The organism is Streptomyces sp. NPDC088732 (genome assembly GCF_044751205.1).
Lineage (GTDB): Bacteria > Actinomycetota > Actinomycetes > Streptomycetales > Streptomycetaceae > Actinacidiphila.
In genome coordinates, this window is record NZ_JBIVLI010000003.1 from 217,462 (window position 1) to 243,447 (window position 25,986).

The following is a 25,986-nucleotide window of genomic DNA, read 5'->3' on the forward strand; positions in this document are numbered from 1 at the left end:
CGTCGGGGGGGATGAAGCCGTGAAGCAGCTGTGGGACAGGACGGTCCCACCGGTACGCATCCGCTACCGGTTGACGCCTTTCCAGCGTGTGCTGCCCGTGCTGCCCGTCACCGTGGCCGCCGGTCTCCTGGGGCTCTGGTCCTGGTCGCACGGAGTGCCGGTCGGCCAGTCCTTCGGGCCACCCGTCGTGCTCCCGATCGCGATGCTGGTCTTCTCACGTCCCTACGGGATCACGCTCACGCCCTCCGCGGCCGTCGTGCACAACCTCTCCCGCCGGACCATCCCGTGGGCCGACGTGCAGGCCATCGGGACCGAGTGGGTCTTCGGCGCCCGCTCCGTCGTGATCCATGAGGCAGGGGGCCGGAGTACCCGCCTGCGGGCGCCGCTCACCGGGTTCCTCATCCGGGACCGGGCCTTCGAGGAGAAGTTCCACACCATCGGCAGATGGTGGCTGGACCACCGCGGACCGGACTGGGCTCCCGCCCCGCCACGAGCGGCATGGAGCGGTGACGCGCCGGCCCCCGGCGACAACCCCTTCGCCCCTCCCCGCAACCGCTGACAGGCGACACGCCGGACGCCCCGGGGGCCGCGGCTGACGGCGGCCCCGGAGGACGCCCGTCCTCCGCCCGTCCGCGGCGCCCTTCCGCACGCGGCTACCACCTCACGTGAGCAGCCGGTACACGGGGCGGAGCGGCGCGCCGACAAGTCTCCCCGATCGGCCGGTTCTCCACGTACGATCACCCGATGGCCGACAAGACCGAAACCACGCCCGGCTGGCTGTCTCCCGAGGATCTGGAGCTGACCCGCGCACGTATGCCGATCCTGTACGTCGACGCCGTGCCCGTGCGGGTCGACGACAGCGGAGAAGTCACACATGTCGGTCTCCTGCTCCGTATCGGGCCGGACGGGACCGTCAGCCGTGCCCTCGTCTCCGGCAGGGTCCTCCACCACGAGCGCGTCCGCGAGGCGCTCGTCCGCCACCTGGAGAAGGACCTCGGCCCGATGGCGCTGCCGCGCATCCCGGCGTCCCCCCAGCCGTTCACCATCGCGGAGTACTTCCCGACGCACGGGGTGACGCACTTTCACGACCCCCGCCAGCACGCGGTGTCCCTGGCCTACGTCGTCCCGGTGGTGGGCGACTGCCACCCGCGCCAGGACGCTCTCGACCTGGTCTGGTTCACCCCCCAGGAGGCGTCGTCCCCGCACCTGCAGCAGGAAATGCCGGGCGGCCAGGGAATCCTGCTCAAGCAGGCCCTCGCGCACGTCGGCTGCCTGTCCTGACACCCCGGGGGCGGCGGCTCCGTCGCCCCCTCTTCGTGGCTCCCGCCGACGAACGCACATCCGATGTTCCATGTAACGACCATTTACATCAAGGGCGGTGTTGCCGGGGCGGACCACCGTGTGCCCGATCCTGCACCCTGGCGCACTCGCGCCTCGCACCATCGGGACTTACATGTCTGATCTGCCTGAGTCGTCCGGCACCACGCACGACGCCTGCCGTCACGCCGGCATCGGCCGCCGCGGGTTCCTCGGTCTCGCCGGAGGCACGCTCGCCTCGGCCGGACTCGCCTCCCTGCTGGGTGCCGCGCCCGCGAACGCCGCACCGGCCGTCCAGCCGGACGCGCCCCTGCGCTTCGCGCTCGTGACCGACACTCACGTGAACACCGACTCGCCGCAGACCACCGTGTGGCTGACCCAGGTATGGGCCTCGATCGCCGCCCGCACCCCGGACCTCGTCCTGCACTGCGGGGACATCACCGACACCGGCCGTCCCGACGAGTTCGAGCGCTACGCCGAGGTGCTGCCCGCGGCCCTCCACGGCAAGATGCACTACTCCCCCGGCAACCACGACGTGCGGTGGGACCCGTCCGCCAAGGAGCAGTACCACAGCCACTTCGGCCCGTCGCCGTACTCGTTCGACGCGGGCGGTGTGCACTTCATCGGCTTCGACCCCACCCAGGTCCTCCAGGAGCCCGGGCACTTCGGCCCCGGCGGCCTGGAGTGGCTGGAGGCCGACCTGAAGCGCCTGCGCCCCGGCACGCCCGCGGTGCTCTTCCAGCACTTCCCGATGGGCAACACCTTCTACTACGTCGACGACCAGCCGGCCGTCCTCGACCTGCTCGCCGACCACGACGTCCGCGGCATCTTCGCCGGCCACATCCACAAGGAGGTCGTGAGCCGGTTCAACGGGCTCACCCAGATCGGCCTCAACGCGGTCCGCAACGGAGCCCTGTACTACTGGGTGGAGCGCACCGCGGCCGCCGACGGCACGCCCGTGCTGCGGGTGAGCCGGGTCAACGTGGCCGCCGACGGGACCGAGACCGAGGTGCCCGTCGCGGACATGCCGCTGGCCGGCGACGGCCTCGGCCGCCCGCAGCGCCCGCGCGGCGTCCGCCTGGGCAGCGTCGCCGGCGGCCTGCTGCCGGTCTCCGTGCGCCTGGACGGGGACGCCGCCCCGGCCCAGGTCGCCGTCGACCTCTACCCGCAGACCGTCTTCGGCGGCGCCGCCACCCCCGTCTGGAAGCCCCTCACCCCCGAACCCGGCTCGGACCGGCGCTGGGAGGGCACCGTGGACGTCTCCTCGGTGGTCCCCGGCACCCAGCGGCTGCGCCTCCAGGTCACCGCGGCGGACGGCACCTGGTGGGAGGACACCGCCCTGTTCGAGGTGGAGCGCGGCGCCGCCGACCCGAAGGCCCGCTGGGAGTACCAGCTGCCCGGCTCGGTCCAGGGCGGCATCGCGGCGTTCGGCTCCGGTGACGAGCAGACCGCCGTCGTCGCGTCCAGCAGCGGCGACGTGGTGGCCCTGCGTCCTCGTCACCGTTCCTCCGCGACCCGTCTGTGGCACACGCAGGTCGGACCGGTCTACCGCCGGCCGGCGGTGGACGCCGCCTCGCGCACGGTCTTCGTCCCGTCGGCCGACCACCGGCTCTACGCCCTCGACACCGCCGACGGCGGCCAGAAGTGGGCCTTCGACGCGGGGGCGCCCGTGCTGAGTGCTCCGCTGGTCACCGAGGTCGGCGGCCAGGAGCGGCTGTTCGTCTCGGCCGGCCGCACGCTCTTCGCACTGGACGCCGCGAGCGGGGACACCCTCTGGTCGGTGCCCGACCGCGGATTCTCCTCCGGCCGCGCCGCGAGCGACGGCACCCGCGTCTACACGGCGGCCGACGACGGCTGGGCCCGCGCCCACGACGCGGTGACCGGTGCGGCCCTGTGGTCGTTCTCCATGGCCACCGGCACCGAGAACCACATCGCGCTCTACAGCGGCTGGGACAACGTCGTCGCGGTCGCGGACGGCGTCGTGATCGTCGGCTCGGTCTCCAGCTCCTGGGCGCTGGACGCCGCCACCGGCGCGCTGCGCTGGAAGCTGGCGGGCAGCGCCATGTACGCGCCGACACTCGTCCTCGGCGACGGCACCGCCCTGTTCACGACGGAAACCGGGGTCATGTCCCGCGTCGAGCTGGCGACCGGCAAGGTGCGCTGGAAGACGGACCTGGCGGTGCGCGTCTTCAACGCCGGTGCGGTGGTCGCCGACGGCGTGGCCTGGGCCCAGTCCGCGGACGGCAAGCTGCTCGGCGTCGCGCTGGAGGACGGCTCCCGGCGGGGCCGGCTGCAGCACAGCCTGGTCTACTGCTTCAGCACCCCGGCGACCGTCGGTGACGTCCTGGTGGTCGGCAACCAGAACGGCCTGGTCACGGGCATCGAACTGCCGTAGTTCCGGAGGATGTCCGGGCCCGTTCCCTCGCGGGGGGCGGGCCCGGCATGTCAGGCGCGGCGGCGGGACCCGATCGTCGGTTGTGACGTCACGTCACCAGCTTGCGGCGCTTCGCGCACAGGCCCGACTCGGCGGCCCTGAGGCCGCCGTAGTCGCGCCTGGCAGTTGAACCACGGGTCGTTGTTCACTGTACGCGCCATTCATCACAGGGGAACCATGTCCACGACTCCGCTGCGAAAATCTTTGGCCCAGGCTGCCGCGGGCGCTGCACGGCTGCACCGCCGCGTGCCCGTTGCCTCCTGTCACGCCGAAGCTCCAGGCACCATTGGGCGGCGAGACCAAGGCCCGCAGCGGTGAAAGCCGACGGGAGCAACAGCACCGCGCTCGCCACATCACGCTCCGCGACATCCCTTTCGCGTCCGCTCTGCCCGGTGTTCGGGAAGGCGTTCGGGTCCCACCCCTCAATCGCCTTACCGCGTCGCAGCGATCATCATGACGCGGCATCGTCCAGCAGGTGCGGACCGTTGTTGCGGACGTTGTTGACGGCGGTGGACACCGGGCGGGTGACCAAGTGGCCCTCGGCGGGGGCGGTGAGCAGGGCACGGAGTTCGTCGGGGTCCTGGTGCTCCGGGTCGAGCCAGGCGTCGTAGTCGGCGGCGCCGATGGTGAGCGGCATCCGCGGGTGGACACGGCCGGCGGCGTCGGTGGCCTCGGTGGTGATGATCGTGCAGGTCGTCCACCACGCGCCGGGCTCGTCGTCACCGGCGACCTCGCGGTCGCGCCAGAACTCGTACAGCCCGGCGAAGGCCATGCCCTGCCCGTGGCCGCCCTCCGGGCTGATGAAGTACGGCTGCTTGTGGGCCTTGGTGGTGTCGGTCGCCGGGACGGCCTGCCACTCGTAGAAGCCGTCGGCGGGCAGCAGGCAGCGGCGCTTGGCGAAGGCCCGGCGGTAGGCGGGCTTCTCGTGCACCGTCTCCATCCGCGCGTTGATCATCTTGGACCCGACGCTGAGGCTCTTCGCCCACGACGGCACCAGCCCCCACCGCAGTGGCCGCAACTGCCGCTCCAGCGCCCCGGTCCCCCGGTCCACGCCCTCCAGGACGGCCCACACGTCATCGGTCGGCGCCACGTTCCAGTTCGGCGCCACCAGGGCTTCCGGATTCCACTCGGTGACCCGGAACTGCTGGACCAGGTCTTCGGGACGTCGTGTCGAGACATATCGGCCGCACATGCCCCCACCCTGCCACGCCGCTCGGACAGCGGACCACGCAGGCACGACGCCTTCCCCTGGGTGGGCGCGGGCCGGCTGCCTCCGGCAAGCCGGTCAGACGTCGGCACGCTAGTACCCGGTCGTGTTCAACCACCGCAGCGCCCGGACCAGTTCGGCGCCGACGTCGTCACAGTGCGTGATCAGGTCCCGGCCGGCGGATGTGTCGAGCAGGCCTTCACCGGGCGGCAGGGCCGGCAGAGCCTCGTGGCAGGCGAACTCGACGGCGAGGTTGCGGGAGGCGAGGTAGCCGAGGCCGTGGCGTCGAACAGGTTCGGTCAGTCCCGCAAAATACCGGCGGTGGGCGTCCTCCGCCGGGTCGGACCAGAAGGAGTCCTCGACGAGCCGGTCAAGGTGGCCGGCAAGTCCTCGCGGGCAGTCGACCATCGCCTCGATCTTGTCCGGGTCATGCGTTTCGAGCACCTCGCCGAAGGTCAGCAGGCCCACGACGGTCTCCAGTTGGACGAGCTCGCGCACCTCCGGGTCCACCTCGGACGTGAAGAGCGGTGCACGGCGCAGCTCGGTCGTCGCCTGGTCGTACCGGCGGGCCGACTGCTCGTCAGGGGCTGACGCCGCGGCCAGGAACATCGATTCCAGGACGGAGACGTCGATGCCCCACTCCGCGTCGAGCGTGAAGTCCAGCAGCGGCGCGCGCAGCCGCCACAGTGCCAGCGCGGCGGCTTGGCGTTGCCGGTCGGGAGTGAGAGCAGCCGATGTCACTGCGTCCGGCAGGTCCTTGCGGTCCATCGGCTCCCTGACCTCTGCCTTGGTGCCGGGCAGCCCACTGTCGCGGCGAGGGGCCCCATGATCGCATGGGCGGGCCACGCGACCGACGGCTCGGCGCACTGAGAAGATCCCGGCATGGAGTTCGACGACCCGGCCGACGTGAGCCGCGAGTGCTCGGATCGGCTCGGTGAGAGGGCCGGACGTCAGTTCGCCGCCATGGCCCGCCGCGGATTCCGGCTGATCCGGCCCACGGACACCGCCGAGCCCACCGGCCGGTGCCGGCTCGGCGGGCCCGCGCTGCTCGACCCCGGGACCCCCTGGCCCGAGCACGACGGCATGCCGCTGTCCCTGCACGCCGTGCTGGACACGGATGCCCTCGCCCCGTGGCTGGGGGACGAACTGCCCGTACGGCCGGGCCTGCTGAACTTCTTCCACCTCGATCCGGACGTGCCGTACGACGTCCTCCGCACGCTGGACGTCTCCGGACCCGGCGCTGCCCGCGTGCTCCCCGCCGACCCCGCACGGGCTGTCGGGACGGTCACGCCCGAACCGGCGAGACGCTACCCCGCCGTACCTCTGCACGCCGCGGAGGTGACCATGCTCCCCGACTGCTGGGACGTCGAGGACGAGGACATCGAGTTCGACAGGGACCGGCACTGGGGTGCGCCATCGTTCGTCCTCAGCGAGATGGGCGATCTCGACGGGAACACCGCCGGCGCCCACTTCGCCTTCGGATGGCCGGACACCTCGTACACCATGAAGGTGACGTCTCGGGACGCCGACGGCCCGGCGGTCCACCTGCTCCAGCTTGCGGAGGAGGCGGACCTCGGATGGGGCTGGGGCGACGCGGGCACCTTGTACTACACGATCCCGGTGGGAGCGTTGAGGGCCGGGGACTTCGGCAAGGCCGTGGCGCGGGTCCAGAGCTGCTGACGGCCTCAGGCCGGGCCACGCGGCCGGGGGTCGAACGCGACCCGGCACACCGCACCGAGTGAGGCGTCGAACCGCATGACGCCTCACTCATGCCCGCGTCATTTCTGGAACTTGTAGCCGACCCCTCGGACGGTGAGGAGATGGCACGGCCTTCCCGGGTCCGACTCGATCTTGATGCGCAAGCGCCTCATGTGGACATCGACGGTCTTGCCGTCACCGAAGTGGTCCGCACCCCACACGTAGTCCAGGATCTGCTGCTTGGTGAGCACCCGGCCCGGGTTCTGGAGCAGAAAGCGCAGGAGGCCGAACTCCTTCAGCGGGAGGTAGACCTCTTTTCCGTTCACCGTGGTGAGGTGCTGTTCGACGTCCATCCGGACGGGCCCCACCTCAAGAACGTTCAAGGGGACGTGGTCCAACTTGCCCCGGCCACGCAGCACGGCGCGGATCCGGGCGATGAGTTCACGGCTGGAGAACGGCTTGGTCACGTAGTCGTCCGCCCCCATTTCCAGTGCCACGACCTTGTCGATCTCGCTGTCCTTGGCGGTCACCATGATCACGGGCACATTGGAGGTCTGACGGAGCCTGCGGCACACCTCAAGTCCAGGGAATTCAGGAAGAATCCAGTCCAGCAGGACCATATCGGCACCGTCGCTGCCGAACTGACTCAGCGCGCCCGGCCCGGTGTCCGCGACCGCGACTTCGAATCCCTCCATCCGCAGGACGAGGGACAGGGCGGTGCTGATCGCCTCGTCGTCCTCCACGACAAGAATCCGGGTCACGAGAACCTCCGGGGCGGGCGCGGGTCGGCATGTGGGCCGGAAACGGATCGTCTCGCCGCCGATGGCGCCACGTCGCCCGGCATCCCTCCCCCGGCACCCCAGTGGCCCGCGACATTCCCGGCCGCTCGGCGCCGGGGCCACTCGACAGGACCGCTCCGGACGGGAAGCACTCCTCCGATCACCGCCACACCACCGGCGCGGTCCGCGCCCCGATCTCCCACCCCGGCTGCCCCCTCGCCACCCTCGCACCGTCGACCCCGGCCACACGACGCAATCCGGCCCCCACGTGCTCCCAACTCAACGCCCCCAGTCCATCAAAGTGCAGCAATAATTCATTCATCATTAAGCTCAGGTTCACTCGATAGAGGTTACCGAAGACCCACGGCGAGCTTCCGGTTCGCGGGGCATCTCGGGGGCGCCGATGCACACATGGACACGGTCGCGCGAGCATTGACAGGTATGCGTCAGTAAGGTTTCCTTTCAATCCGGTGGCCACCCCTGTCCCACCCGTTCGGACGTTCTTCAACGATCGGAAGAGGTGCCCCATGACGCGTACTCGCTTTCGCCTGGGCCTCGCCGCCCTCGGCGTCGCCGCGGCCACGCTGACCGCGACGGTCGGCGTCGGCGCGACCGCATCGAACGCCGCCGGAGCCGCGCAGGCCGTGGCGGCCGCGGGACCGACCGCGGCCCAACTGCTCGCCAAGGCGCAGAACTGCACTCCCGCCTCGAACGGCAAATACGCGACGGACGACGGCGGAGCCGCGACCGTGCAGATCTGCAAGAACGGGTCCGCGTACACCTGGACGTCGGACATGGACATCGACTGCGACGGCGTCGGCACGACGCACTGCAACGCCGCGACCGACCCCTGGTACCAGCCGCAGACGTCCTTCGAGACCTCCACCGGCCAGCCCTTCACCTCGGAGACCACGCACTACTACGTCGTGCCCCTGCCGAGCAGCCGCTTCAACTACCAGTCCGCGGGCATCTCGCCGGGCAGCGTCGCCGCGGTGGTCTACAACGGCAGGGTCGTCTACGCCACGTTCGCCGACGAGGGCCCGGACAACATCATCGGCGAGGGCTCCTACGCGCTGGCCACGGCGCTCGGCATCGATCCCAACCCCGCCACGGGCGGAACCGAGGGCCCGGTGACGTTCATCGTCTTCCCCGGCAAGGTCGCGAGCCCGATCGAGAGCAACACCGCCATCGACAACGTGGGAGCCTCCGCGGCCACCACCTGGGTCGGCGGCACCACCCCGCCCCCCGGCGGCACCGGCCCGATCCGCTCCGGGTACGCCGGCAAGTGCGTGGACATCGCCGGCGCGGCCACCACCAACGGCACCGCGGTCCAGCTCTACGACTGCAACGGCACGGACGCGCAGAAGTGGACCGTCGGCAGTGACGGCACCTTGCGGGCGCTCGGCAAGTGCATGGACGTCGTCGCCGCCGGCACCGCCAACGGCACGAAGGTGGACCTGTACGACTGCAACGGCACCGGGTCGCAGGTCTGGCAGAAGTCCGGCAGCACGCTGGTCAACCCGCAGTCCGGCAAGTGCCTGGACGCCACCGGGCCGAGCTCGGCCAACGGCACCCGCCTGCAGATCTGGAGCTGCGCCGACTCGACCAACCAGCAATGGACGCTGCCCTCCTGACGGAACGGCAGATCTCTCGCACCGCCCGGCGGGCGGCACAGCGGGGCCTCCCGTGCGGCTCGGGGTCGTCGGGACCGGCGAGCACCGGGAGGCCCCGCGTCCGCACGGAACCGTGGTCCGCGTCACACCGCCGTCGCCGTCCCGCCCGGAAAGCCCGGAAAGACGGCCCGGACGGGTAAACTTCCGGCGAGCAGCGCCGTCGCCCGGGCGTCGGCGCCCGGCGCCGGCACGCACGACGCACCCGGGACCCCCGCGCCGAAGGGACGGGGCCGTCGCTGCCGATCACCGTCTTGTCTTCGGCTCGTTCTGGCGACTCCCCGGCCGCACCGCCCCACCGGGAATGCCTCGATGCGCTGCCCCGTCGAGGAAGGTCTCCCATGAACCGTTCGCCCCGCAACGACCACCGCTCCGGCCAGGCGGGGCGTTCCCGTCAGCAGGTTCCCGGGCGCCTGGCCGGCACGGGCCGCCCCGCGGCGGCCCCGCGGGGCGAGTTCGCGGCACCCGGGACGGTCACTCCCGGTCTGCCGCCGGTCACCGGGTTCGCGGAGCTGGGACTCCCGTCGCCCCTGCTCACGGCCCTGACCGCACTCGGAGTGGAGCAGCCGTTCCCCATCCAGGCGGCCACACTGCCGAACGCGCTGGCCGGGCGCGACGTCCTGGGCCGGGGGCGCACCGGCTCCGGCAAGACCCTGGCCTTCGGCCTGGCGCTGCTGGCCCGCACCGCGGGGCAGCGTGCCGAGCCCAAGCGGCCCCGTGCCCTGGTCCTGGTGCCGACGCGGGAGCTGGCCCAGCAGGTCACGGAGGCACTGACCCCCTACGCCGAGGCGCTGGGCCTGCGGCTCGCGACCGTGGTCGGCGGCCTGTCGATCGGCCGGCAGGTCGGCGCGATCCGGGCCGGGGCAGAGGTCGTCGTCGCCACGCCCGGACGGCTGAGCGACCTCGTCGGACGCCGTGACGCGCATCTGGACCACGTGCGGATCACGGTCCTGGACGAGGCGGACCAGATGGCCGACCTGGGCTTCCTGCCGCAGGTGACCGAGCTGCTGGACCTGGTGCGCCCCGATGGCCAGCGGATGCTGTTCTCCGCGACCCTCGACCGGAACATCGATGAGCTGGTCCGCCGCTACCTCAGCGATCCGGTGGTCCACTCGGTCGACCCCGCGGCCGCGGCCGTCGTCGCCATGGAGCATCACCTGCTCTACGTGCACGCCGCCGACAAGTTCGCCGCCGCCACGGAGATCGCCGCCCGTGACGGCCGGGTGATCATGTTCCTGGACACCAAGCACGCCGTCGACCAGTTCACCCGGCACCTGGAGGGTTCGGGCGTGCCCGCGGAGGGCCTGCACAGCGGGAAGTCCCAGCCGCAGCGCACGCGGGCCCTCGCCCGCTTCAGGGCCGGCGAGGTGACGACCCTGGTGGCGACCGACGTCGCCGCCCGCGGCATCCACATCGACGATCTGGATCTCGTGGTGAACGTCGATCCCCCCGCCGAGGCCAAGGACTACCTCCACCGCGGCGGCCGGACCGCCCGCGCCGGGCGCTCCGGCACTGTGGTGACTCTCGTCACCTCCCACCAGCGCGGCGCCGTGACCAGGCTCATGTCCGAGGCCGGTATCCGCCCCACGATCACTCAGGTGCGTTCCGGCGAGACGGCGCTGAGCCGGATCACCGGGGCCCAGGCCCCCTCCGGAGTCCCCGTCGCCGGTGCGGCGCCCGTGAAAGCGCCGGCGCGCGGCGGTGCCCCCTTCCGCGGCCTGGGCACGCGGCCCGGGAAGGAGTCGCGCAAGGCGGCCGAGGCCCGGCAGATGGCCGCCGCCCGCGAGGCCGCACGGGTCCGCCGGGGCAACTGACACAAGGCACCGGGGGCACGGCGTCTGTCGGTCGGCGACGGTGCGTCAGATCACGCGGCAGCTCTGGGAGTTGCCCGTCCTCCCGGCGTAATGGTCCAGGCGGACGCCCCGTCGGCGGCTCCCGGGCCCGGGGCGCGGTCTTGGCCGGGGGTACCGCGGCGCGGTACGGTTTGCCGGATACGACGACGGCATGGCGGAATCCGGTGGAATCCCGGGACGGTCGCGCCACTGTGAACCAGACCGGCCTCAGGGCCGGAACGCCTGGTGAGTCAGACCCGCAGCCGACGTCCTGTGCACCACCGAGATGGGACGCGAACTCCCGAGGAGGACCTGCCATGGCGCAGCCTGTCGCCCAGCCGCCAGTCACCACCCCCGTCATACCGGCCAAGCTGCCGCTGAAGGACATCGCCCCGTGGGCGGTCTTCATCGGCGTCCTCATGCTGATCCTGCTGTACTTCGTCGGCGCCGAGCAGGGTGCCACCTCCGTCGTCAACGGCGCGGACGTCCACGAGTGGGTGCACGACGCCCGCCACCTGCTCGGCTTCCCCTGCCACTGACGGGGACCTCGCGCAGCCATGAACTCCGCAACCGTGAGGAACCTCCTCGTCCGCGGCATGCTCGCCGGCCTGATCGCCGGCGCGCTCGCCCTCCTTGTCGCCTACTTCCTCGGTGAACCCAGCGTCGACAACGCCATCGGCTTCGAGGAGGCGCACGCCTCCGGGCACGAGCACGAGGTCGAACTCGTCAGCCGCCACCTGCAGTCCACCGCGGGGCTGGCCACCGGCATCCTGCTCTACGGCGTCGCCTTCGGCGGAATCGCCGCGCTGGCCTACTGCTTCGCGCTCGGGCGCGTCGGCCGCTTCTCCGCCCGTGCGACGGCCCTGCTGCTGTCGGGCTGCGCGCTGCTGGCGGTCTACGTCGTCCCGTTCCTCAAGTACCCGGCCAACCCGCCGTCGGTGGGCGATCCGGACACCATCGGCAAGCGCACCACGCTGTACTTCCTGATGATGGTGCTCAGCGTGCTGCTGGCGATCGCCGCCGTGATCGTCGGCAAGCGCCTGGCACCCCGCGTGGGCACCTGGTACGCCACGGTCGTCGCGGTCGGGGCCTTCGTCGTCGCCATCGGGCTGGCCTACGCGTTCCTGCCGGTCATCAACGAGGTGCCCGCGGACTTCCCGGCCACGCTGCTGTGGCGGTTCCGCCTGTCGGCCCTGGCCATCCAGCTGACGCTGTGGGGCGGCTTCGGCCTCCTCTTCGGCGAGCTGGCACAACGCCTGCTGTCCCCCCGGCCCGCTCCGTCCGCCTCCGGCCGGGCGGTACCGGCGGCCAACTGAGGCATCACCCGTCGAGAGGGCCCGCGGAACCGTCCGCGGGCCCTCTCGTGTTCAGGACGCGGGGAGTTCGGAACGGACCGTGCGGGCCGCCGCGACCAGGTTCTCCAGGGAGGCGCGGGTCTCCGCCCAGCCGCGGGTCTTCAGCCCGCAGTCCGGGTTGACCCACAACCGCTCGGCGGGGATGGCCTCCAGACCCTTCCTCAGCAGGGCGGCCACCTCGTCCACTCCCGGCACGCGCGGCGAGTGGATGTCGTACACGCCGGGCCCGGCCTCGCGCGGGTACCCGTGCGCGGCGAGTTCGCGGGCGACCTGCATGTGGGAGCGGGCGGCCTCCAGGCTGATGACGTCGGCGTCGAGGTCGTCGATCGCCGCCACAATGTCACCGAATTCGGCGTAGCACATGTGGGTGTGGATCTGCGTGTCCGGACGCACGCCGCTGGTGGTCAGCCGGAACGCCTCGGTGGCCCAGGCCAGGTAGCCGGCGCGGTCGGCGGAGCGCAGCGGCAGCGTCTCGCGCAGGGCGGGCTCGTCGACCTGGACGACCGGCGTTCCCGCGCGCTCCAGGTCGCCGACCTCGTCGCGCAGGGCCAGGGCGACCTGGCGCGCGGTGTCGGCGAGGGGCTGGTCGTCGCGGACGAAGGACCAGGCGAGCATGGTGACCGGACCGGTGAGCATGCCCTTCACCGGCCGGTCGGTGAGCGAGCGGGCGTAGGCCGTCCACCGCACGGTCATGGGCTCGGGGCGGGAGATGTCCCCGGCGAGGACCGGCGGACGGACGTAGCGCGTGCCGTAGGACTGCACCCAGCCGTGCTGGGTGGCGAGGCAGCCGGTGAGCCGCTCGGCGAAGTACTGGACCACGTCGTTGCGTTCGGCCTCGCCGTGCACGAGGACGTCCAGTCCGGTCTTCTCCTGGAAGGAGATCACCTCGCCGATCTCGGCCTTGATGCGCTCCTCGTACTCCGTCTCGCCGATCCGGCCGGCCCGCAGATCGGCCCGTGCCGTGCGGAGTTCCGCGGTCTGCGGGAACGAGCCGATGGTGGTGGTCGGGAGCAGAGGCAGGCCGAGGTGGGCGCGCTGGGCCGCCGCCCGCTCGCCGTACGGCTGCGAGCGGCGGGCGTCGGCGCTCGTGACCGCCGCGGCCCGTGCCCGTACGGCGGGGTCGTGGGTGATGGGCGACGAGGCGCGGGACGCCAGGGCGGCGCGGTTGGCGGCGAGTTCCCCGGCGATGGCGCCGGTCCCCCGGCTCAGCCCCTTGGCGAGGGTGACGACCTCCGCCGTCTTCTGCCGGGCGAAGGCCAGCCAGCGCAGGATCTGCGGGTCGATGTCGCGCTCGGCCGCCGTGTCGAGCGGCACGTGCAGCAGGGAGCACGAGGCGGCCACGTCGACCCGGCCGGCCAGTCCCAGCAGCGTGCCGAGGGTGGCGAGGGACTTCTCCAGGTCGTTGACCCAGATGTTGCGTCCGTCCACGACACCGGCCACCAGGCGCTTGCCGGGCAGGCCGCCCACCGCGGCGAGCGCGTCGAGGTTGGCGGCGGCCGCCCCGGTGAAGTCGAGCGCGAGCCCGTCCACCGGTGCCTTGGCGAGTACCGGCAGGGCCTCGCCGAGCCGGTCGAAGTAGGAGGCCACCAGGAGCCTCGGCCGGTCCTCGACAGCGCCGAGGCGCCCGTACGCCCGCTCCGAGGCGCCGAGTTCGGCGGCGGTCCGGTCCTGCACGAGCGCCGGCTCGTCGAGCTGCGCCCAGCCGGCCCCCGCGGCACGCAGATCGGCCAGGACCTCCGCGTACACCGGCAGCAGCCGGTCGAGGAGGGAGAGCGGCTCGAAGTCCGCGGGGACGCCGGGGGCGGGCTTGGCGAGCAGGAGGTAGGTCACGGGGCCGACGAGGACCGGCCGGGGCGCGAGGCCGAGGGCGAGGGCCTCCTTGACCGCCCCGACCTGCCGGGACGAGTCGGCCGCGAACACGGTGTCCGGACCGAGCTCGGGGACCAGGTAGTGGTAGTTGGTGTCGAACCACTTCGTCATTTCGAGCGGTGCCGTGTCCTGGGTGCCGCGCGCCATCGCGAAGTAGCCGTCGAGCGGGTCGGCGGCCACGGCCCCCCGGTGCCGCGCGGGGACGGCGCCCACCATCACGGTCGTGTCGAGGACGTGGTCGTAGTACGAGAAGTCGCCGGTCGGTACTTCGTGCACGCCGGCCTCGGCGAGCCGCCGCCAGTTCGCGCGGCGCAGTTCGGCGGCGGTGGCCCGGAGGGCGTCGGCGGTGACCCGGCCCTTCCAGTACCCCTCGACGGCCTTCTTCAGCTCCCGGTTGCCGCCCTGGCGGGGGTAGCCGTACACGGTGGGCCGTGCTGCCGCGGCTGCGGACTTGGTGGTCACGGAGATCTCCTTCGCGAGATGAATCCCTGAGATCCCGGGGACGGGTCGAGAGCGCGAAGGCGACGCAGACCGGCGGCCGGAACACGCGCGGCGGGGCGCGGTCATCCGCCAGGTATGTACGCCGACCCGCCCTCGAGGTCACCGGGATGTCCGCGCGCGTTCGGTCGCGCACGGGCAGCGGGCAGGTCTTCGGACTCGCGGGCACGCCTGCCGGGGGCAGACACCTACTGGCCGTCGCTTCCCAGACCCGGCCGGGCCCAGTGCGTATGACGGCGCTCGTTCCCACTCACCGCTGCGGGGCAGTCCCGGATTCCCACCGGGTTCCCTCTTACGACGCGTCCCGCCTGGCGGACGGGGGCGAACCAGCTGCGTCCGCCAGCCTACGGCTCCGGGGGCCGCCATGGGCGGCGGTGCCCGTATTCCGGGACGGCGGGTCGCGGCAGCGGATCAGCGGTGGGACAGCCTCCGCCGTCGGCGCAACGCCCGTTCCAGCAGCACGACGTTGACGATCGCGGCGCACGTCAGCAGCACCACGTTCAGCGTCGTGCTGCCGAGGCTCAGCCAATCGGCCTCCTCACCGCCCGGCCCGGCCACGGGGGACCAGATCCCGCCGACCGCGGAGAGCGCCGCATAGCCCCCGTACATCGCCGGCAGCGCCACGGCCCCCGCGGGCAGGGTCAGCGCGACCGCGAGCAGGTAGTAGACGGCCTGCTCGTGGACGGCCCCCGCCACGGCGAGGCCCCCGATCAGCACGACGTACGCCGCCGCGGCAGCTCTCCCCACCCTGCGCTTCATGTCCGCCCCCAGCGTGCGCGCTTCGGCCTCCGGCCATGCTAGGGCGTGCATCGGAGATGCATCACTGACGGGCTCTCCGATGTCCAGGATCATCTTCTTCGGCACGTCGATCCGGGGGGTGGTCAAGTGACCAGCGCAGTTGTGGTTCACGGCTTGTACCACCAGCCGGAGCACTTCCTCCGGGTTGCCGAGGGTCTGCGGGCTGTCGGCGTGAACGTGGTCGCTCCCGAACTGCATCGAGGCTCGTTGGCCGCGGACACGGCGGCGGTGCAGGCCGCCGTTGACGCGCTGGAGGCGCCTCCCTTGGTGCTGGGCCACTCCTACGGAGGGTCCGTGATCACTGGTCTGCATGGAGTCGAGCGTTTGGTGTATCTGGCGGCCTTCGTGCCGGATGCGGGTGAGAGCGCGGCGGGCTTGGGCGGCGCCTCCAGCCAGTTGAAGGCCGCAATCGAGCCCCAGAACGACGGTTCTACCCGCCTTGAACCAAGCGGGGCCGTGGACGCGCTGTACGCGGATTGCCCCGAGCACCTGGCCGCTTGGGCAGTGGGACTGCTTCGACCCCAGGCGGCGGGCTGCGGTCGAGGAGTCCCGGAACGCCAAAGCTGGAAACATGCCCCTTCCACCTATGTCGTGTGCGCGAAGGACCGAGCCATCGATCCCGGACTCCAGCACGTCATGGCCGCGCGCTGCGACTCCGTCCGCGAGTGGCAGACCGGGCACTCGCCGTTCGTGGGGCGGCCGGAGCTGGTCGTCGACCTGCTTCTGGAGTTGCTAGACGCCCCAGACGCACCGGCCCGGGCAGACCCGGGGATCACAGCCAGTCGTTGATGGCGGCGATGAGGACGGTCGCCGCGCGGCGGCTGTCAACGAGCGGCAGTCACCAGCACATTGGAGTCGCCTCTAGGGCCGCATCCCGAACAGGAAGCGGGTCGCCCGCGTGCGGCGGACCAGGAGCTCGTACGCGGTGAGGGTGAGGACGAGGGCGATCACCACGAGCACGGCGTACTCGACCAGGATCGGCGCGGACCAGCCGGTCACGAAGTAGGCGACGGCGACCACGATCGGCTGGTGCAGGACGTACAGCGGCAGCACGGCCGCGGCGAGATAGCCGTAGAGGCGCCGGCGCGTCGTCGGGGCCGGGTGCGGGGTCGCACGCGGTCGCTTGAGCCGCCGACGGTCGAGGAGGCCCGGGATGGCGACCACCAGGCACCATCCGGCCGCGCCGAACAGCGCCCGGGAGGCGGTGGCCAGGGCGGTCATCTCGGTGAAGGGCTCGTCCGCCAGCGCGAAGCCAGGACCGGCGGCCGCGAACAGCAGGGCGCCGAGCCAGGCCGCGGTCCCGGCGTCGCGCCGCATCGCGGTGCGGAAGCGGTCGTCGCCCGCGAGTACGAAGCCGGCGACGAAGAACAGCAGGTAAGACCAGCGGTGCCAGCCCGCGTAGTCCTCCTCCAGCCGTGCGAGGGCACAGATCGCCGCGAGGACGAGGGCCGGCAGAAGCACGACGCCCCGCCGGCGCAGGGTCGTCTCCGCCACCCGGTCGCCGATGCGGCGGACACGCTCGCGCGGCAGCCACCGGTGGAACGGCACCAGCATGAGGGAGAACGCCAGGAGGAGCACGACGAACCACAGGTGGCCGGTCTCGAAGTGCTCGCCCTGGACGAGGAAGGGGAACTCCGCGGGCTCCAGGTGCACGTCGAAGAAGCGGGGCAGGAAGCCCAGGTACGACTCGTGGTAGCCGGCGTCGGCCGCGCGCAGCCGCAGCCACTGCGGCAGCGGGTTCAGCGCGAGGGTCGCGAACACCAGCGGAACGCCGAGCCGCAGCAGCCGCTCCCTGGCGAAGCCGCCCGCACCGCGGCGCTGAAGCGAGTGCCAGGCGCCGAGGCCGGAGATGAGGAACAGCAGCGGCATGGCCCAGACGACCCCGAACCCGGCGATGATCATGACGGCTTCGGTGGTCTCGGCGTTCTTGACATAGAAGTCGTCGTCGGCGGCGAAGACGAGCGCCGAGTGGAAGAACACCAGGCCGATCACGACCAGCATCCGGATGGTGTCCAGCTCCGGCCGCCGCCGCTCCGGCAGCGGTGCCTGCGCCGGTTCCGCGCGCGTCGCCATGTCGGTGCCCCCCCCTGTCGCCGGTACGTCACCAGTGTTGGAAAGGCGGCCGCCGGGCGCTACCCCCGCGACGCGGGACGTACGGCAGTGCGGGGGGGGCATCACGCTCCGCTACGGCCGGACGCCGTGGCCGCAGGAGCCGCTGGTAGCGGGAGGGCGGCCGGCGAGCGACCGTGGAAGGGAGGAGGGCACGACGCGGCAAGAGGACGGTGCCATGCCTGGTGTCTTCGGCAAGAGGGGCGGCGGCCAACCGTGGCTGCCGCGATGGGCGCGCAAGCTGAAGATCACCGGCTATGCGCTGGTCCTGATGAGCGTGGCCGCCGACTTCGCGGTGGGGACGAATGTCACCTTCTCCCCGGTCCTCGCCGCTCTCCCCGTGCTGGCGAGTGCGGGTGCCCGCCGGGCGACGGTCCCAGCGGCGGCGGGAGCGGTCGCGTGCGGCCTTTTCGCCGCCCTGGCGATCTACGACGTCGGCGTGCCCGCCGTCGTCCTGGCGACCGCGGCGGCCACGATCGTGGCGACCACCTTCTTCAGTTGTGCGGGCGTCGTGGTGGTGGCCAGCCAGGAACGGGAGCTGGCCAAGGTGCACACGGTCGCCGAGGCGGCACAGCGTGCGCTGCTGAGGCTGGTGCCGCGACGGCTGGGGCCGCTGGTGATGGCGGTGCGCTATGTGGCGGCAGAGGCAGAGGCACGCATCGGAGGTGACCTGTACGAGGCGATACCCACCAGCTACGGAGTGCGCCTGATCATCGGGGACGTACGCGGAAAGGGCCTGGCCGCCGTGGAGACCGCGGCCGACGTGCTCGGGGTGTTCCGCGAGGCCGCGCGGGCGGAACCGGAGCTGGCGGAGGTCGCCAAGCGGCTGGACGCGGCGCTGGTCCGCCGCCCGGCGAGGGAGGAGTTCGTCACGGCGGTACTGGTCAGCGTCCCGGACGCACCCGGACCGGCGGCCGTGGTCAACTGCGGGCACCCGCCGCCGCTGCTCCGGCACGCGGGCAGCTGCCGCGAGGTGATCCCGTCGGTCGCCGCACCGCCGCTGGGGCTGCAGGGGCTGGTGGGCAGGGACTACCGCGCCTGCCCCGTCCCGTTCGTCAGCGGTGACCTGATGCTGCTCTACACGGACGGCGTGGCGGAGGCACGGGACGCCGCGGACCGCTTCTACCCACTGACCGAGCGGCTGAGCGCCCTGCCCGCCACCGATCCGGAGGACCTGCTGGACGACCTGCTCGCGGACGTCCGCGCCTACGTCGGCTCCGAACTCGCGGACGACGCGGCTCTGCTGGCCGTCCGCCGGGTGTGAACCGTAAGAAGGGCGTCAAACTTGTCGCGGCCGGCGGGTCCCCGGAGCAGTACGGAACGTAGCGTCGGACGTATGACGCGATCGTCACCCTTTGTCATGGTTCCTGGAGCGTGGCACGGCGGCTGGTCCTGGCAGCCCGTGGCCCGGCTCCTGAGGGCCGCGGGGAACGAGGCGGTTGCGCTGACGCTTCCGGGTCTCGCCGACGGCGACGACACCGTGGCCCCTCGCCCGGAGGATGCCGTACGCCATATCGTCCGCCGCGTGGAGCGCCTCGATGCGGAGAACGTCGTCCTGGTCGCCCACAGCTGGGGCGGCTACCCGGTGACGAACGCGGCGTTCGCGCTGGGGAGGCGGGTGGCGGCGGTGATCTACTGCAACGCCCTCCTGCCGGCACCAGGCAGGAGCACGTTCGACGAACTCCTGCCGGAGATGCAGCCGGGGGTGCGCACACTGCTGGACTCACCCGCCCATGCGTGGCCGATCGACTTCGACTTCGTCCGGACGTACCTCCTCCAGGGCCGGTCCGAGGACCTGCAACGCCTCGTCGCGGCCCTGGTCACTCCCATGCCGGGCCACTACGAGACCGAGCCCTTCGACGCCCCGGATCTGGCGTCGCTCGGCATCCCCCTGCTCTACCTCCTCAGCACGGACGACCGGGCGCTGCCCCGGCCGGGTGCGGAGTTCGCCGCACGGCTCGGCATGCGCCCGGTCATGATCCCCGGCCCTCACGACGCCCTGATCACCCACCCCGAGGAAGTGGCACGGGGCATAGGGGACTTCGTCGCACGTCACGTGTGACCGCCGTCACGGCCCGGACCGGTGCGGCAGGGCGGCGTCAGAATCCGTGCGCCGGGCAACAGAGTCGCGTACCGGAGGGCGTGCCGGACCAGGGAGCGGGAACCGGCGGTGACATGATGGCTACGCGGTGCCCCGATGTGCTGGTCACCGTCCATGGCGACCGCCCCGGGCAGGGAGCCGGGGAGAACGGAACGGCTCAGGGAGGGAAGGCTCGTGGTGCGGGAAGGTCGTGCGATGCGGCAGGCGGCGGTCCTCGACGTGGGCTGCCACAGCGCCCTGTTGACGGTGGTGCGGCGGTCGGAGGACGGCGAGCTGGAGCCCGTGCTCTCCCACAAGGTGCGGTTGGGACTGCACCACAGCCTGGGCCCGGAGGGCCAGTTGCGCCAGTCCGGGGTCAGGACGGTGCAGGAGGCGGTGGCCGAGGTGGTCGCCGCGCACCCGAGGCTCCGGCTGCCGGAGGTCTTCGCGTTCGCCACCTCCGTGATCCGGGACGCCCCCAATTGCGACGACGTCATCGAACGGGTCGCGGACACCACCGGCGTCCAGCTGCGTGTGCTGCCCGGTGAGGAGGAGGCGCGGCTCGCCTACGCGGCAGCGCGCCGCTGGGCGGGTCCTGTCGACGGCCCGCTGCTCGTCCTGGACATCGGCGGCGGCACCGTGGAGATCGCCTCTGGCACCGACGCCCGGCCCCGGACGGTGCTCTCGCTGCCGCTGGGCGCCCGCACGGTCACGCGCAAGCACCTGTCCGGCGACACCACCCCGTCCGCGGAGCAACTGGCGGAGTTGCGGCGGGAACTGCGCCGGTATCTGGGGACGGTGACCGAACTGCCCCGCGCCGAGCCGGGCGGAGCGGTCCTGGCGTGCTCCAAGACCTTCACCCAGCTCGCCCGGCTCGCGGCGGGCCGGGACAGGCGCGCCCGCACGCCGGAGCGGCTGACCCTGCCCGCCCTGCGGGAGGCGATCCCGCTGCTGGCGGCCACGACGCCGGGGAGCCGGGACAAGCTGCCCGGGATCTCCGCGCACCGCGCCGGGCAGTCCCTGGCCGGAGCCCTCGTGGCGGAGGCCTTGATGGAGGCCTGCGATGCCCGCAGCGTGACCATCTGCCCGTGGTCCACCCGCGAAGGGCTCCTCCTGGAACGCCTCGGCGGCCCGTCCGTCAACTGACACACCGTCATGCCCCGCGAACGGGGCGTGACGGGACTTTCCGCTGGCCGCGCAAACTCCCGTACGCTACAAGGCTTTTCAGGCCTCGTCGGCCGGAAGCGCGTACAGCCCCGGGAGGTTGACCACGATCGCCTCCTGGGTGCTGCGGGCGATGACGACCACGGCCTCCTCGGCGGGATCGGGGTTCTCCTCCCGGTGCGGCACGAACGGCGGGACGAAGATGTAGTCGCCCGGTGCGGTGCGCAGCCGCACCTCACGGGGCGGCTCGCCGGAGCCGTCGAGGAAGACGAACTCGGGGTGCCCGCTCACCACGTAGATGGCGGTCTCGGACTCGCCGTGGTGGTGGTCGGAGGACGATGCCGCGGGGGCCACATGGGTCTGGCCCATCCACAGTTTCTCGGATCCCACGGTCTTCCCGCTGACGGCGGCGAACCGGCGCATCCCGCCGGTCTGCGCCGTCCCGCCGTCCAGGGAGTCCGCGCGGATGTGGTGCAGCCGGGAGCGCAGGGGCGTCGTCCCGTGCCCGGGGGTGTCGGGGAGATGGGGGTGGAAGCCCTCACCGGGGTTCGTCAACGGCTCGCTCATGCCGGGACGGTAGAGCCGCCCGGAAAAGGATGTCAAGAAGTGTCCATTGCCCTTCACCTGCGGCAATACTGCCGCAATAGGGCGGGCGAACCGCACGGGCCCCGGTCGGCCGCCGCAGGTCCGGCATGATGTGCCCATGCATATCTCCGCGAAGGCGGACTACGCCGCGCGCGCTCTCCTGGAGCTCGCCTGTGAGCCCGCCCGTCCCCTGACGTGCGAGGCGATCGCCTCCTCGCAGCAGATCCCGTTCCGCTTCCTGAAGTCCGTGGTGGGCGAGCTGCGCAAGGCCGGGCTGGTGCGCAGTCAGCGCGGTTGCGAGGGGGGCTACTGGCTCGGCCGGCCCGCCGGGGAAATCACCCTCCTGGACGTCTCACTCGCCGTGGACGGCGAGTTGATCACCTTGCGGGGCGAGTCGCCGGCCGGGCTCGACTATCCCGGTGCCGCCTCGGGACTGCCCGGCGTGTGGCGCCAGGTCGAGGCGAGTGCGGCGGCGATCCTCGGCGGGGTGACCCTGCTGTCGCTGCTGCCGGCGGACGCCGCGGGACAACCGGCCCGGAAGGGAGCCGCGTGACGGCCGGACTTCCCCCGCCCGCGGTGGAGGTGGTCGAGTACACCGATCCGCTGTGTCCGTGGGCCTGGGGATCGGAGCCCGTCTTCCGCAGGCTGAGGGCGGCGCTGGCCGGGCGGGTCGAATGGCGCCGGGTGTACTGCCTGCTGTTCGACCTCGACGACGATCCGGCCCCCGACCCCGCCGCGGAGACGGCCTGGTACACGGCCTACATCAAGGGGATCACCGCCCACACCCGGGCACCGCGGGCGCCGCGGCTGGACCGTGTGGCGGCGAGTTCCTGGCCGTCTTCGCTGGCGGCCAAGGCCGCGGAGTTCCAGGGCGGCGAGGTGGCGGAGCGGGTGCTGCGCCGTCTGCGGGAGACCGTGTTCGTCCTGGGGGAACCGGCGGACACACCCGCGCTGGCGCTGGCCGCCGTACGGGGCGTGCCCGGTCTCGACCTGGAACGGCTGTCGGCCGACGCGGCGTCCGCCGAGGTACGGGAGCGGGTGCGCGCCGACCGGGCGGAGGCGCGGCGCCCGGTGCGGGACGTGCTGTCGGTGTCCGGCCGCTCGCCGCATCCCGGCGGCGCGAAGGAGACCGGCGACGGCGGGTACCGGTACGCGCTGCCGACGCTGCTCGTCCGCGCCCCGGCGGAGCACCGCGTGGTGCCGGGCTGGCGGACCTACGAGGAGTACACCGCGGCGGTGGAGCAGCTGCGCCCCGGACTGACGGCCGCCGTGCCCCCGCTCCCGCCGGCGCAGGCCCTTCGCTCCTACCGCAGCCTCACCGGCCCGGAGCGCGAGCTGCTGACGGAAGGCCCGTGGCCACCGCCGGGGGCGGTCCGGGTGGACACCGGGAACGGCCCCCTGTGGCTGGACCCCGAGGAGGCCGCCGTGCACCCGGCGACCCGCGGCGGCGCGCACACCTGCTGAACCGGACGGCCTCTGACGGCCGATCAGGACCGCGTCCCGCCCAATGAGACACCAATTGGTGTCTATTGACAGCCGTTCGCGGCGGTCGCCAGGATGTGCACCATGCTCACGACGCACCCCGGTGTGGTGTGCCGCTACGTGGACCTGCGGCGCACCTCCAGCGCCCTCTGTCGCTGACCGGCCGCCGCCCCGGCCCACAGGCGCCTGACCCCTCCCGTCGGCGCCGGCCGTCCCGCCGCTCAGCCGCCGCGGGCGCCCGTCGCCCGCGCCGCCCCCGCGCTTCGCCGCCTCCCCTCGCCCTTCTCCCGGTGAGCCCCCGCGTACCTGCCGACGCCCTGCCCTGAGCGCGGCGTGCCCGATGTGTGCGTCCGCGCGCACACCGGCACGTCCGGAGGGGCACGAGCCGGCTCCGGCGCGGGTGCGAACCGCGCCCGCCGCCGCGCCCCCGCCCGCCCCGAGACGGGCCGGGGCCCTCGCAGAAAGCCTTGAGATGCCCGGACGACTCAGCACCCGCCCTTCCGGAACCGACCCGCGATCCGCCCGGCGAACGGCCCGGCCGCGCGCCGCGGCCCTCGGCACGGCACTTGTCTGCGTACTCGCCCCCGGCCTCAGCGCGTGCGCCGACGGCACGGGCGCCGCGACCGCCGGCGCCACGCTGAAGTGGGCCTCGTCCTACTTCCCCGCGCACTGGGACCCGGTGGTGTCGGGCAGTGGCGCCCAGTTCCGCGAACTCGCCCTGGTGTACGCATCGTTGACACGCACCGACGAAAACGGCAAGGCCGTCCCCGACCTCGCCGAGAGCTGGGACTACAACGCCGAGGGCAACGAGATCACCTTCCATCTGCGCCCCGGCCTGAAGTTCAGCGACGGCGAGCCGGTCGACGCGGCCGCCGTCAAGGCGGCCGTCGAACGGGCCAAGAAGCAGCAGAACTCGGCGCTCTTCGGCGACCTGACCTCGATCGGGTCCGTGGACGCCGAGGGACTGGACGCCGTCGTCCACCTCACGCAGGTCGACTACCAGATCCCGCAACTGCTCGGTCAGCGCGTGCTGCAGATCGCCAGCCCCAAGGCGGCCGCGCACCCGGAGAAACTGGACCAGGATCCCGTCGGCGCCGGGCCCTTCGTCGTCGAGCAGCTGATTCCCGGCACCAAAGTGCTGCTGAAGAAGAACCCGGACTACTGGGACGCGAAGAACATCCACATCGACGACGTCGAACTGGTCTCGGCCCCCGACGCGTCGACCGTGGTCTCCGGACTGCAGACCGGCGTCTACAACTTCGCCGACATCAAACCGAGTCAGGCGGACGCCGCCAAGAAGGCCGGCCTCGACGTCTTCGTCCAGCCCGGCTACAACGCGTCGAACATCAGCCTCAACATCAACAAGGCACCGTTCGACGACGACAGGGTCGTCGACGCCGTCCGCCACGCGATCGACCGCAAGGAGTTCGTGGACAAGCTGACCTTCGGCTACGGCGAGGCGACCGACCAGCCGTTCCCCAAGGGCTACGTGGCCTACGACCCGCGGTCGGAGAACGCCTACCCGTACGACCCGGCGACATCCAGGAAGCTGCTCGCCGAGGCGGGCCACAAGCCGGGGGACATCAAGCTCGACCTGGTCATCCCGGCGGAGGACCCGCAGGCCGAGATCGTCCAGTCGCAGCTGGGCGCCGTCGGCATCACCGTCGACATCAAGATCGACAAGAACTGGGCCACCCCCTTCTTCGCCAAGGACCTGACGTTCTCGCTCTACGGCACCACGGGACGTGACTCCGCCGCGCAGACCCTCACCGCCCACTTCGGCCCCGACGGCCCGCTCAACCTCAGCTCGCCGTACGAGCCGGCCGGCTTCGAGGCGGCCGTCGCCAAGGTCCGCCGGACCCCGCTGGACGCTCCGGACTACGCGCAAACCCTGCAGGCGGCGACCCGGGCGGGCCTGCAGACCAAGGCACTGGTCTTCACGTACTCCTCGCCGAACCTCTTCGCCAAGAGCCGGTCGATATCGGCCCTGCCGAAGAACCCGGCCCACCTCGACTGGACCGGCGTGACGATCTCCGGTCGCGGCTGACCGCCCGTCCGCCGCAGAAAGGGGCACCCTCATGACGACGACCGCCCTGCCGGTCACCTCCGCCCGACATCGCGGTGTCGCCGCGATCAGGGTCCGGCGGACCGCGAGCCGCATCCTGACCGCTCTCGCCCGCTCGGTCGCGATCTTCGTACCCGTGTTCCTGGTCGCGACCTTCGTGACCTTCGCGCTGCGGTCGCTGAGCGGCCTCAGCCCGGCGCGGATCCAGCTGGGCGAGGACGCGACCCCCGAGGCGATCGCCAGGGTCGAGGCCCACTGGGGGCTGAACCGGCCCTTCCTCGTGCAGTACTGGGACTGGTTCACCGGCATCCTGCACGGACAGCTCGGCACCAGCTGGACCAACGGTGCCGACATCTCCACCCTCATCGGCCTCGGCCTCGATGTCAGCCTCTCGGTCGCCACCTTCGCACTGGTCCTCGGAGTGACCGTGGGCTTCGCCCTCGGCACGGTGGCGGCGCTCCGCAGCACCACCTGGCTCGACCGCGCGATCACGGGCTTCGTCACGGTGATCTCGGTGATGCCCCCCTTCGTGGTGGGCATCGTGCTGGTCGCCGTCCTCGCCGTGGAACTGCACCTGTTCCCCTCCGCCGGCTACGTCCCGGCGGAGCAGGGCATCGGCCCGTGGCTCGCGCACATCACCCTGCCCGCCGTCGCCCTGAGCCTCGACGTCGTCGCGGACGTCGCACGCCAACTGCGCACCAGCCTCGTCGCCGCCTACCGCGAGAACTACGTGACCGGCGCGGTGGTACGGGGCCTCAGCCCACGGCGTGTGTTCTTCGGCCATGTCCTGCGCAACGGCATCGGGCCGGCGCTCGCGACCGTCGGGCTGAAGTTCCCCGCGCTGGTCGGTGCCTCCGTCGTCACGGAGTGGATCTTCGGTCTCCAGGGCTTCGGCAGGTTCGCCAACGACTCCGCGCAGGCGGGCGACGTACCCGCCGTGCAGGGCGTCCTCGTGGTGTCGATCGTCCTGGTCGTCACCTTCAACCTGATCGTCAACCTGGTGCTGTCGCGCGTGACGCCGGCCGCCCAGCGGGGGGTATGACC

Annotated in this window: 23 protein-coding genes and 2 riboswitches; of the genes, 16 read left to right on the forward strand and 7 right to left on the reverse strand. The window is 72.2% G+C overall.

The genetic code is table 11. From position 1 onward, the window contains the following. Window positions 1–19: 19 nt before the first annotated feature. The 3 genes from ACIP9H_RS06510 to ACIP9H_RS06520 all read left to right on the forward strand — a co-directional run bounded on the left by ACIP9H_RS06510 (window position 20) and on the right by ACIP9H_RS06520 (window position 3,712). Window positions 20–559, forward strand: coding sequence for a hypothetical protein (locus ACIP9H_RS06510; protein WP_401581765.1), 540 nt, complete (start codon window positions 20–22; stop codon window positions 557–559). Window positions 560–744: 185 nt separating this feature from the next. Continuing rightward, entirely contained in the window at window positions 745–1,281 is a 537-nt protein-coding gene (locus ACIP9H_RS06515) for an NUDIX hydrolase family protein (protein WP_401581768.1), read from the forward strand. Window positions 1,282–1,453: 172 nt separating this feature from the next. Next, a complete protein-coding gene (locus ACIP9H_RS06520) occupies window positions 1,454–3,712 on the forward strand; it encodes a PQQ-binding-like beta-propeller repeat protein (protein ID WP_401581770.1) in 2,259 nt (752 codons plus the stop codon). 490 nt (window positions 3,713–4,202) lie between these two features. Here ACIP9H_RS06520 and ACIP9H_RS06525 read toward each other — a convergent pair whose 3' ends face one another. Further along, window positions 4,203–4,943 carry an SOS response-associated peptidase gene (locus tag ACIP9H_RS06525; RefSeq protein ID WP_401581773.1) on the reverse strand — a complete coding sequence of 247 codons (741 nt, stop codon included), beginning with the start codon at window positions 4,941–4,943 and terminating at the stop codon, window positions 4,203–4,205. 108 nt (window positions 4,944–5,051) lie between these two features. Continuing rightward, window positions 5,052–5,726 carry a hypothetical protein gene (locus tag ACIP9H_RS06530; RefSeq protein WP_401581775.1) on the reverse strand — a complete coding sequence of 225 codons (675 nt, stop codon included), beginning with the start codon at window positions 5,724–5,726 and terminating at the stop codon, window positions 5,052–5,054. A 114-nt stretch (window positions 5,727–5,840) separates the two neighbouring features. On the opposite strand from ACIP9H_RS06530, the gene ACIP9H_RS06535 reads away from it, so the two are divergent. Continuing rightward, complete coding sequence (locus tag ACIP9H_RS06535) at window positions 5,841–6,638, forward strand: DUF1963 domain-containing protein (RefSeq protein ID WP_401581777.1); 798 nt, start codon at window positions 5,841–5,843, stop codon at window positions 6,636–6,638. A 98-nt stretch (window positions 6,639–6,736) separates the two neighbouring features. On the opposite strand, the gene ACIP9H_RS06540 is transcribed toward ACIP9H_RS06535, so the two are convergent. Next, window positions 6,737–7,417 carry a response regulator gene (locus ACIP9H_RS06540; RefSeq protein ID WP_401581780.1) on the reverse strand — a complete coding sequence of 227 codons (681 nt, stop codon included), beginning with the start codon at window positions 7,415–7,417 and terminating at the stop codon, window positions 6,737–6,739. Window positions 7,418–7,962: 545 nt separating this feature from the next. Between ACIP9H_RS06540 and ACIP9H_RS06545 the strand changes: the two genes are divergently transcribed. The 4 genes from ACIP9H_RS06545 to ACIP9H_RS06560 all read left to right on the forward strand — a co-directional run bounded on the left by ACIP9H_RS06545 (window position 7,963) and on the right by ACIP9H_RS06560 (window position 12,253). Continuing rightward, a complete protein-coding gene (locus ACIP9H_RS06545; protein ID WP_401581783.1) occupies window positions 7,963–9,069 on the forward strand; it encodes a ricin-type beta-trefoil lectin domain protein in 1,107 nt (368 codons plus the stop codon). Window positions 9,070–9,446: 377 nt separating this feature from the next. Beyond that, entirely contained in the window at window positions 9,447–10,919 is a 1,473-nt protein-coding gene (locus ACIP9H_RS06550; RefSeq protein ID WP_401581786.1) for a DEAD/DEAH box helicase, read from the forward strand. 150 nt (window positions 10,920–11,069) lie between these two features. Continuing rightward, window positions 11,070–11,219: riboswitch (cobalamin riboswitch) on the forward strand. 35 nt (window positions 11,220–11,254) lie between these two features. Beyond that, window positions 11,255–11,476 carry a CbtB domain-containing protein gene (locus ACIP9H_RS06555; protein ID WP_389255346.1) on the forward strand — a complete coding sequence of 74 codons (222 nt, stop codon included), beginning with the start codon at window positions 11,255–11,257 and terminating at the stop codon, window positions 11,474–11,476. A gap of 18 nt (window positions 11,477–11,494) precedes the next feature. Beyond that, window positions 11,495–12,253, forward strand: a complete 759-nt coding sequence (locus ACIP9H_RS06560; protein ID WP_401581788.1) for a CbtA family protein — start codon at window positions 11,495–11,497, stop codon at window positions 12,251–12,253. 51 nt (window positions 12,254–12,304) lie between these two features. Here ACIP9H_RS06560 and metE read toward each other — a convergent pair whose 3' ends face one another. Continuing rightward, entirely contained in the window at window positions 12,305–14,623 is a 2,319-nt protein-coding gene (metE, locus tag ACIP9H_RS06565) for a 5-methyltetrahydropteroyltriglutamate--homocysteine S-methyltransferase (protein ID WP_401581790.1), read from the reverse strand. 183 nt (window positions 14,624–14,806) lie between these two features. Continuing rightward, a riboswitch (cobalamin riboswitch) is annotated at window positions 14,807–14,954 on the reverse strand. A gap of 116 nt (window positions 14,955–15,070) precedes the next feature. Continuing rightward, entirely contained in the window at window positions 15,071–15,544 is a 474-nt protein-coding gene (locus ACIP9H_RS06570) for a hypothetical protein (RefSeq protein WP_401581793.1), read from the reverse strand. Between ACIP9H_RS06570 and ACIP9H_RS06575 the strand changes: the two genes are divergently transcribed. Continuing rightward, window positions 15,545–16,246: an alpha/beta hydrolase gene (locus ACIP9H_RS06575; RefSeq protein WP_401581796.1), complete on the forward strand. Its 702-nt coding sequence runs from the start codon at window positions 15,545–15,547 to the stop codon at window positions 16,244–16,246. It abuts the gene before it with no gap. 72 nt (window positions 16,247–16,318) lie between these two features. Here the strand turns inward: ACIP9H_RS06575 and ACIP9H_RS06580 are convergent, their stop codons facing one another. Next, on the reverse strand, window positions 16,319–17,530 hold the full coding sequence (locus ACIP9H_RS06580; protein WP_401581797.1) for an acyltransferase: 1,212 nt from the start codon (window positions 17,528–17,530) through the stop codon (window positions 16,319–16,321). Between the two features lie 214 nt (window positions 17,531–17,744). Between ACIP9H_RS06580 and ACIP9H_RS06585 the strand changes: the two genes are divergently transcribed. From ACIP9H_RS06585 to ACIP9H_RS06595, 3 genes are all read left to right on the forward strand, one after another. Continuing rightward, window positions 17,745–18,830 carry a PP2C family protein-serine/threonine phosphatase gene (locus ACIP9H_RS06585; protein WP_401581799.1) on the forward strand — a complete coding sequence of 362 codons (1,086 nt, stop codon included), beginning with the start codon at window positions 17,745–17,747 and terminating at the stop codon, window positions 18,828–18,830. Window positions 18,831–18,902: 72 nt separating this feature from the next. Continuing rightward, window positions 18,903–19,628 (forward strand): alpha/beta fold hydrolase, encoded by a 726-nt coding sequence (locus ACIP9H_RS06590; protein ID WP_401581802.1) that lies wholly within the window; start codon window positions 18,903–18,905, stop codon window positions 19,626–19,628. A 234-nt stretch (window positions 19,629–19,862) separates the two neighbouring features. After that, entirely contained in the window at window positions 19,863–20,792 is a 930-nt protein-coding gene (locus ACIP9H_RS06595; RefSeq protein ID WP_401581805.1) for a hypothetical protein, read from the forward strand. Between the two features lie 78 nt (window positions 20,793–20,870). Here the strand turns inward: ACIP9H_RS06595 and ACIP9H_RS06600 are convergent, their stop codons facing one another. Further along, window positions 20,871–21,377 carry a cupin domain-containing protein gene (locus tag ACIP9H_RS06600; RefSeq protein ID WP_401581808.1) on the reverse strand — a complete coding sequence of 169 codons (507 nt, stop codon included), beginning with the start codon at window positions 21,375–21,377 and terminating at the stop codon, window positions 20,871–20,873. A 136-nt stretch (window positions 21,378–21,513) separates the two neighbouring features. On the opposite strand from ACIP9H_RS06600, the gene ACIP9H_RS06605 reads away from it, so the two are divergent. The 4 genes from ACIP9H_RS06605 (at window position 21,514) to ACIP9H_RS06620 (ending at window position 25,984) form a co-directional block, all read left to right on the forward strand. Beyond that, the gene (locus ACIP9H_RS06605) at window positions 21,514–21,948 is read left to right on the forward strand and encodes an RrF2 family transcriptional regulator (RefSeq protein ID WP_401581810.1); all 435 of its coding nucleotides are present in this window, start codon (window positions 21,514–21,516) and stop codon (window positions 21,946–21,948) included. Continuing rightward, window positions 21,945–22,859 carry a DsbA family protein gene (locus ACIP9H_RS06610; protein ID WP_401581812.1) on the forward strand — a complete coding sequence of 305 codons (915 nt, stop codon included), beginning with the start codon at window positions 21,945–21,947 and terminating at the stop codon, window positions 22,857–22,859. Before ACIP9H_RS06605 ends, ACIP9H_RS06610 begins: the two co-directional genes overlap by 4 nt. 490 nt (window positions 22,860–23,349) lie before the next feature. Then, window positions 23,350–24,924, forward strand: a complete 1,575-nt coding sequence (locus ACIP9H_RS06615; RefSeq protein ID WP_401957872.1) for an ABC transporter substrate-binding protein — start codon at window positions 23,350–23,352, stop codon at window positions 24,922–24,924. 31 nt (window positions 24,925–24,955) lie between these two features. Then, window positions 24,956–25,984 (forward strand): ABC transporter permease, encoded by a 1,029-nt coding sequence (locus ACIP9H_RS06620; protein ID WP_401581817.1) that lies wholly within the window; start codon window positions 24,956–24,958, stop codon window positions 25,982–25,984. Window positions 25,985–25,986 lie beyond the last annotated feature (2 nt).

What these genes read in the sequence shown, in the direction of transcription:
- ACIP9H_RS06515 (WP_401581768.1), top strand. Translation starts at nt 745, where the DNA reads ATGGCCGACAAGACCGAAACCACGCCCGGCTGGCTGTCTCCCGAGGAT.
- ACIP9H_RS06520 (WP_401581770.1), top strand. Translation starts at nt 1,454, where the DNA reads ATGTCTGATCTGCCTGAGTCGTCCGGCACCACGCACGACGCCTGCCGT.
- ACIP9H_RS06525 (WP_401581773.1), bottom strand. Translation starts at nt 4,943, where the DNA reads ATGTGCGGCCGATATGTCTCGACACGACGTCCCGAAGACCTGGTCCAG.
- ACIP9H_RS06530 (WP_401581775.1), bottom strand. Translation starts at nt 5,726, where the DNA reads ATGGACCGCAAGGACCTGCCGGACGCAGTGACATCGGCTGCTCTCACT.
- ACIP9H_RS06535 (WP_401581777.1), top strand. Translation starts at nt 5,841, where the DNA reads ATGGAGTTCGACGACCCGGCCGACGTGAGCCGCGAGTGCTCGGATCGG.
- ACIP9H_RS06545 (WP_401581783.1), top strand. Translation starts at nt 7,963, where the DNA reads ATGACGCGTACTCGCTTTCGCCTGGGCCTCGCCGCCCTCGGCGTCGCC.
- ACIP9H_RS06550 (WP_401581786.1), top strand. Translation starts at nt 9,447, where the DNA reads ATGAACCGTTCGCCCCGCAACGACCACCGCTCCGGCCAGGCGGGGCGT.
- ACIP9H_RS06555 (WP_389255346.1), top strand. Translation starts at nt 11,255, where the DNA reads ATGGCGCAGCCTGTCGCCCAGCCGCCAGTCACCACCCCCGTCATACCG.
- ACIP9H_RS06560 (WP_401581788.1), top strand. Translation starts at nt 11,495, where the DNA reads ATGAACTCCGCAACCGTGAGGAACCTCCTCGTCCGCGGCATGCTCGCC.
- ACIP9H_RS06580 (WP_401581797.1), bottom strand. Translation starts at nt 17,530, where the DNA reads ATGGCGACGCGCGCGGAACCGGCGCAGGCACCGCTGCCGGAGCGGCGG.
- ACIP9H_RS06585 (WP_401581799.1), top strand. Translation starts at nt 17,745, where the DNA reads ATGCCTGGTGTCTTCGGCAAGAGGGGCGGCGGCCAACCGTGGCTGCCG.
- ACIP9H_RS06590 (WP_401581802.1), top strand. Translation starts at nt 18,903, where the DNA reads ATGACGCGATCGTCACCCTTTGTCATGGTTCCTGGAGCGTGGCACGGC.
- ACIP9H_RS06595 (WP_401581805.1), top strand. Translation starts at nt 19,863, where the DNA reads ATGCGGCAGGCGGCGGTCCTCGACGTGGGCTGCCACAGCGCCCTGTTG.
- ACIP9H_RS06600 (WP_401581808.1), bottom strand. Translation starts at nt 21,377, where the DNA reads ATGAGCGAGCCGTTGACGAACCCCGGTGAGGGCTTCCACCCCCATCTC.
- ACIP9H_RS06605 (WP_401581810.1), top strand. Translation starts at nt 21,514, where the DNA reads ATGCATATCTCCGCGAAGGCGGACTACGCCGCGCGCGCTCTCCTGGAG.
- ACIP9H_RS06615 (WP_401957872.1), top strand. Translation starts at nt 23,350, where the DNA reads ATGCCCGGACGACTCAGCACCCGCCCTTCCGGAACCGACCCGCGATCC.
- ACIP9H_RS06620 (WP_401581817.1), top strand. Translation starts at nt 24,956, where the DNA reads ATGACGACGACCGCCCTGCCGGTCACCTCCGCCCGACATCGCGGTGTC.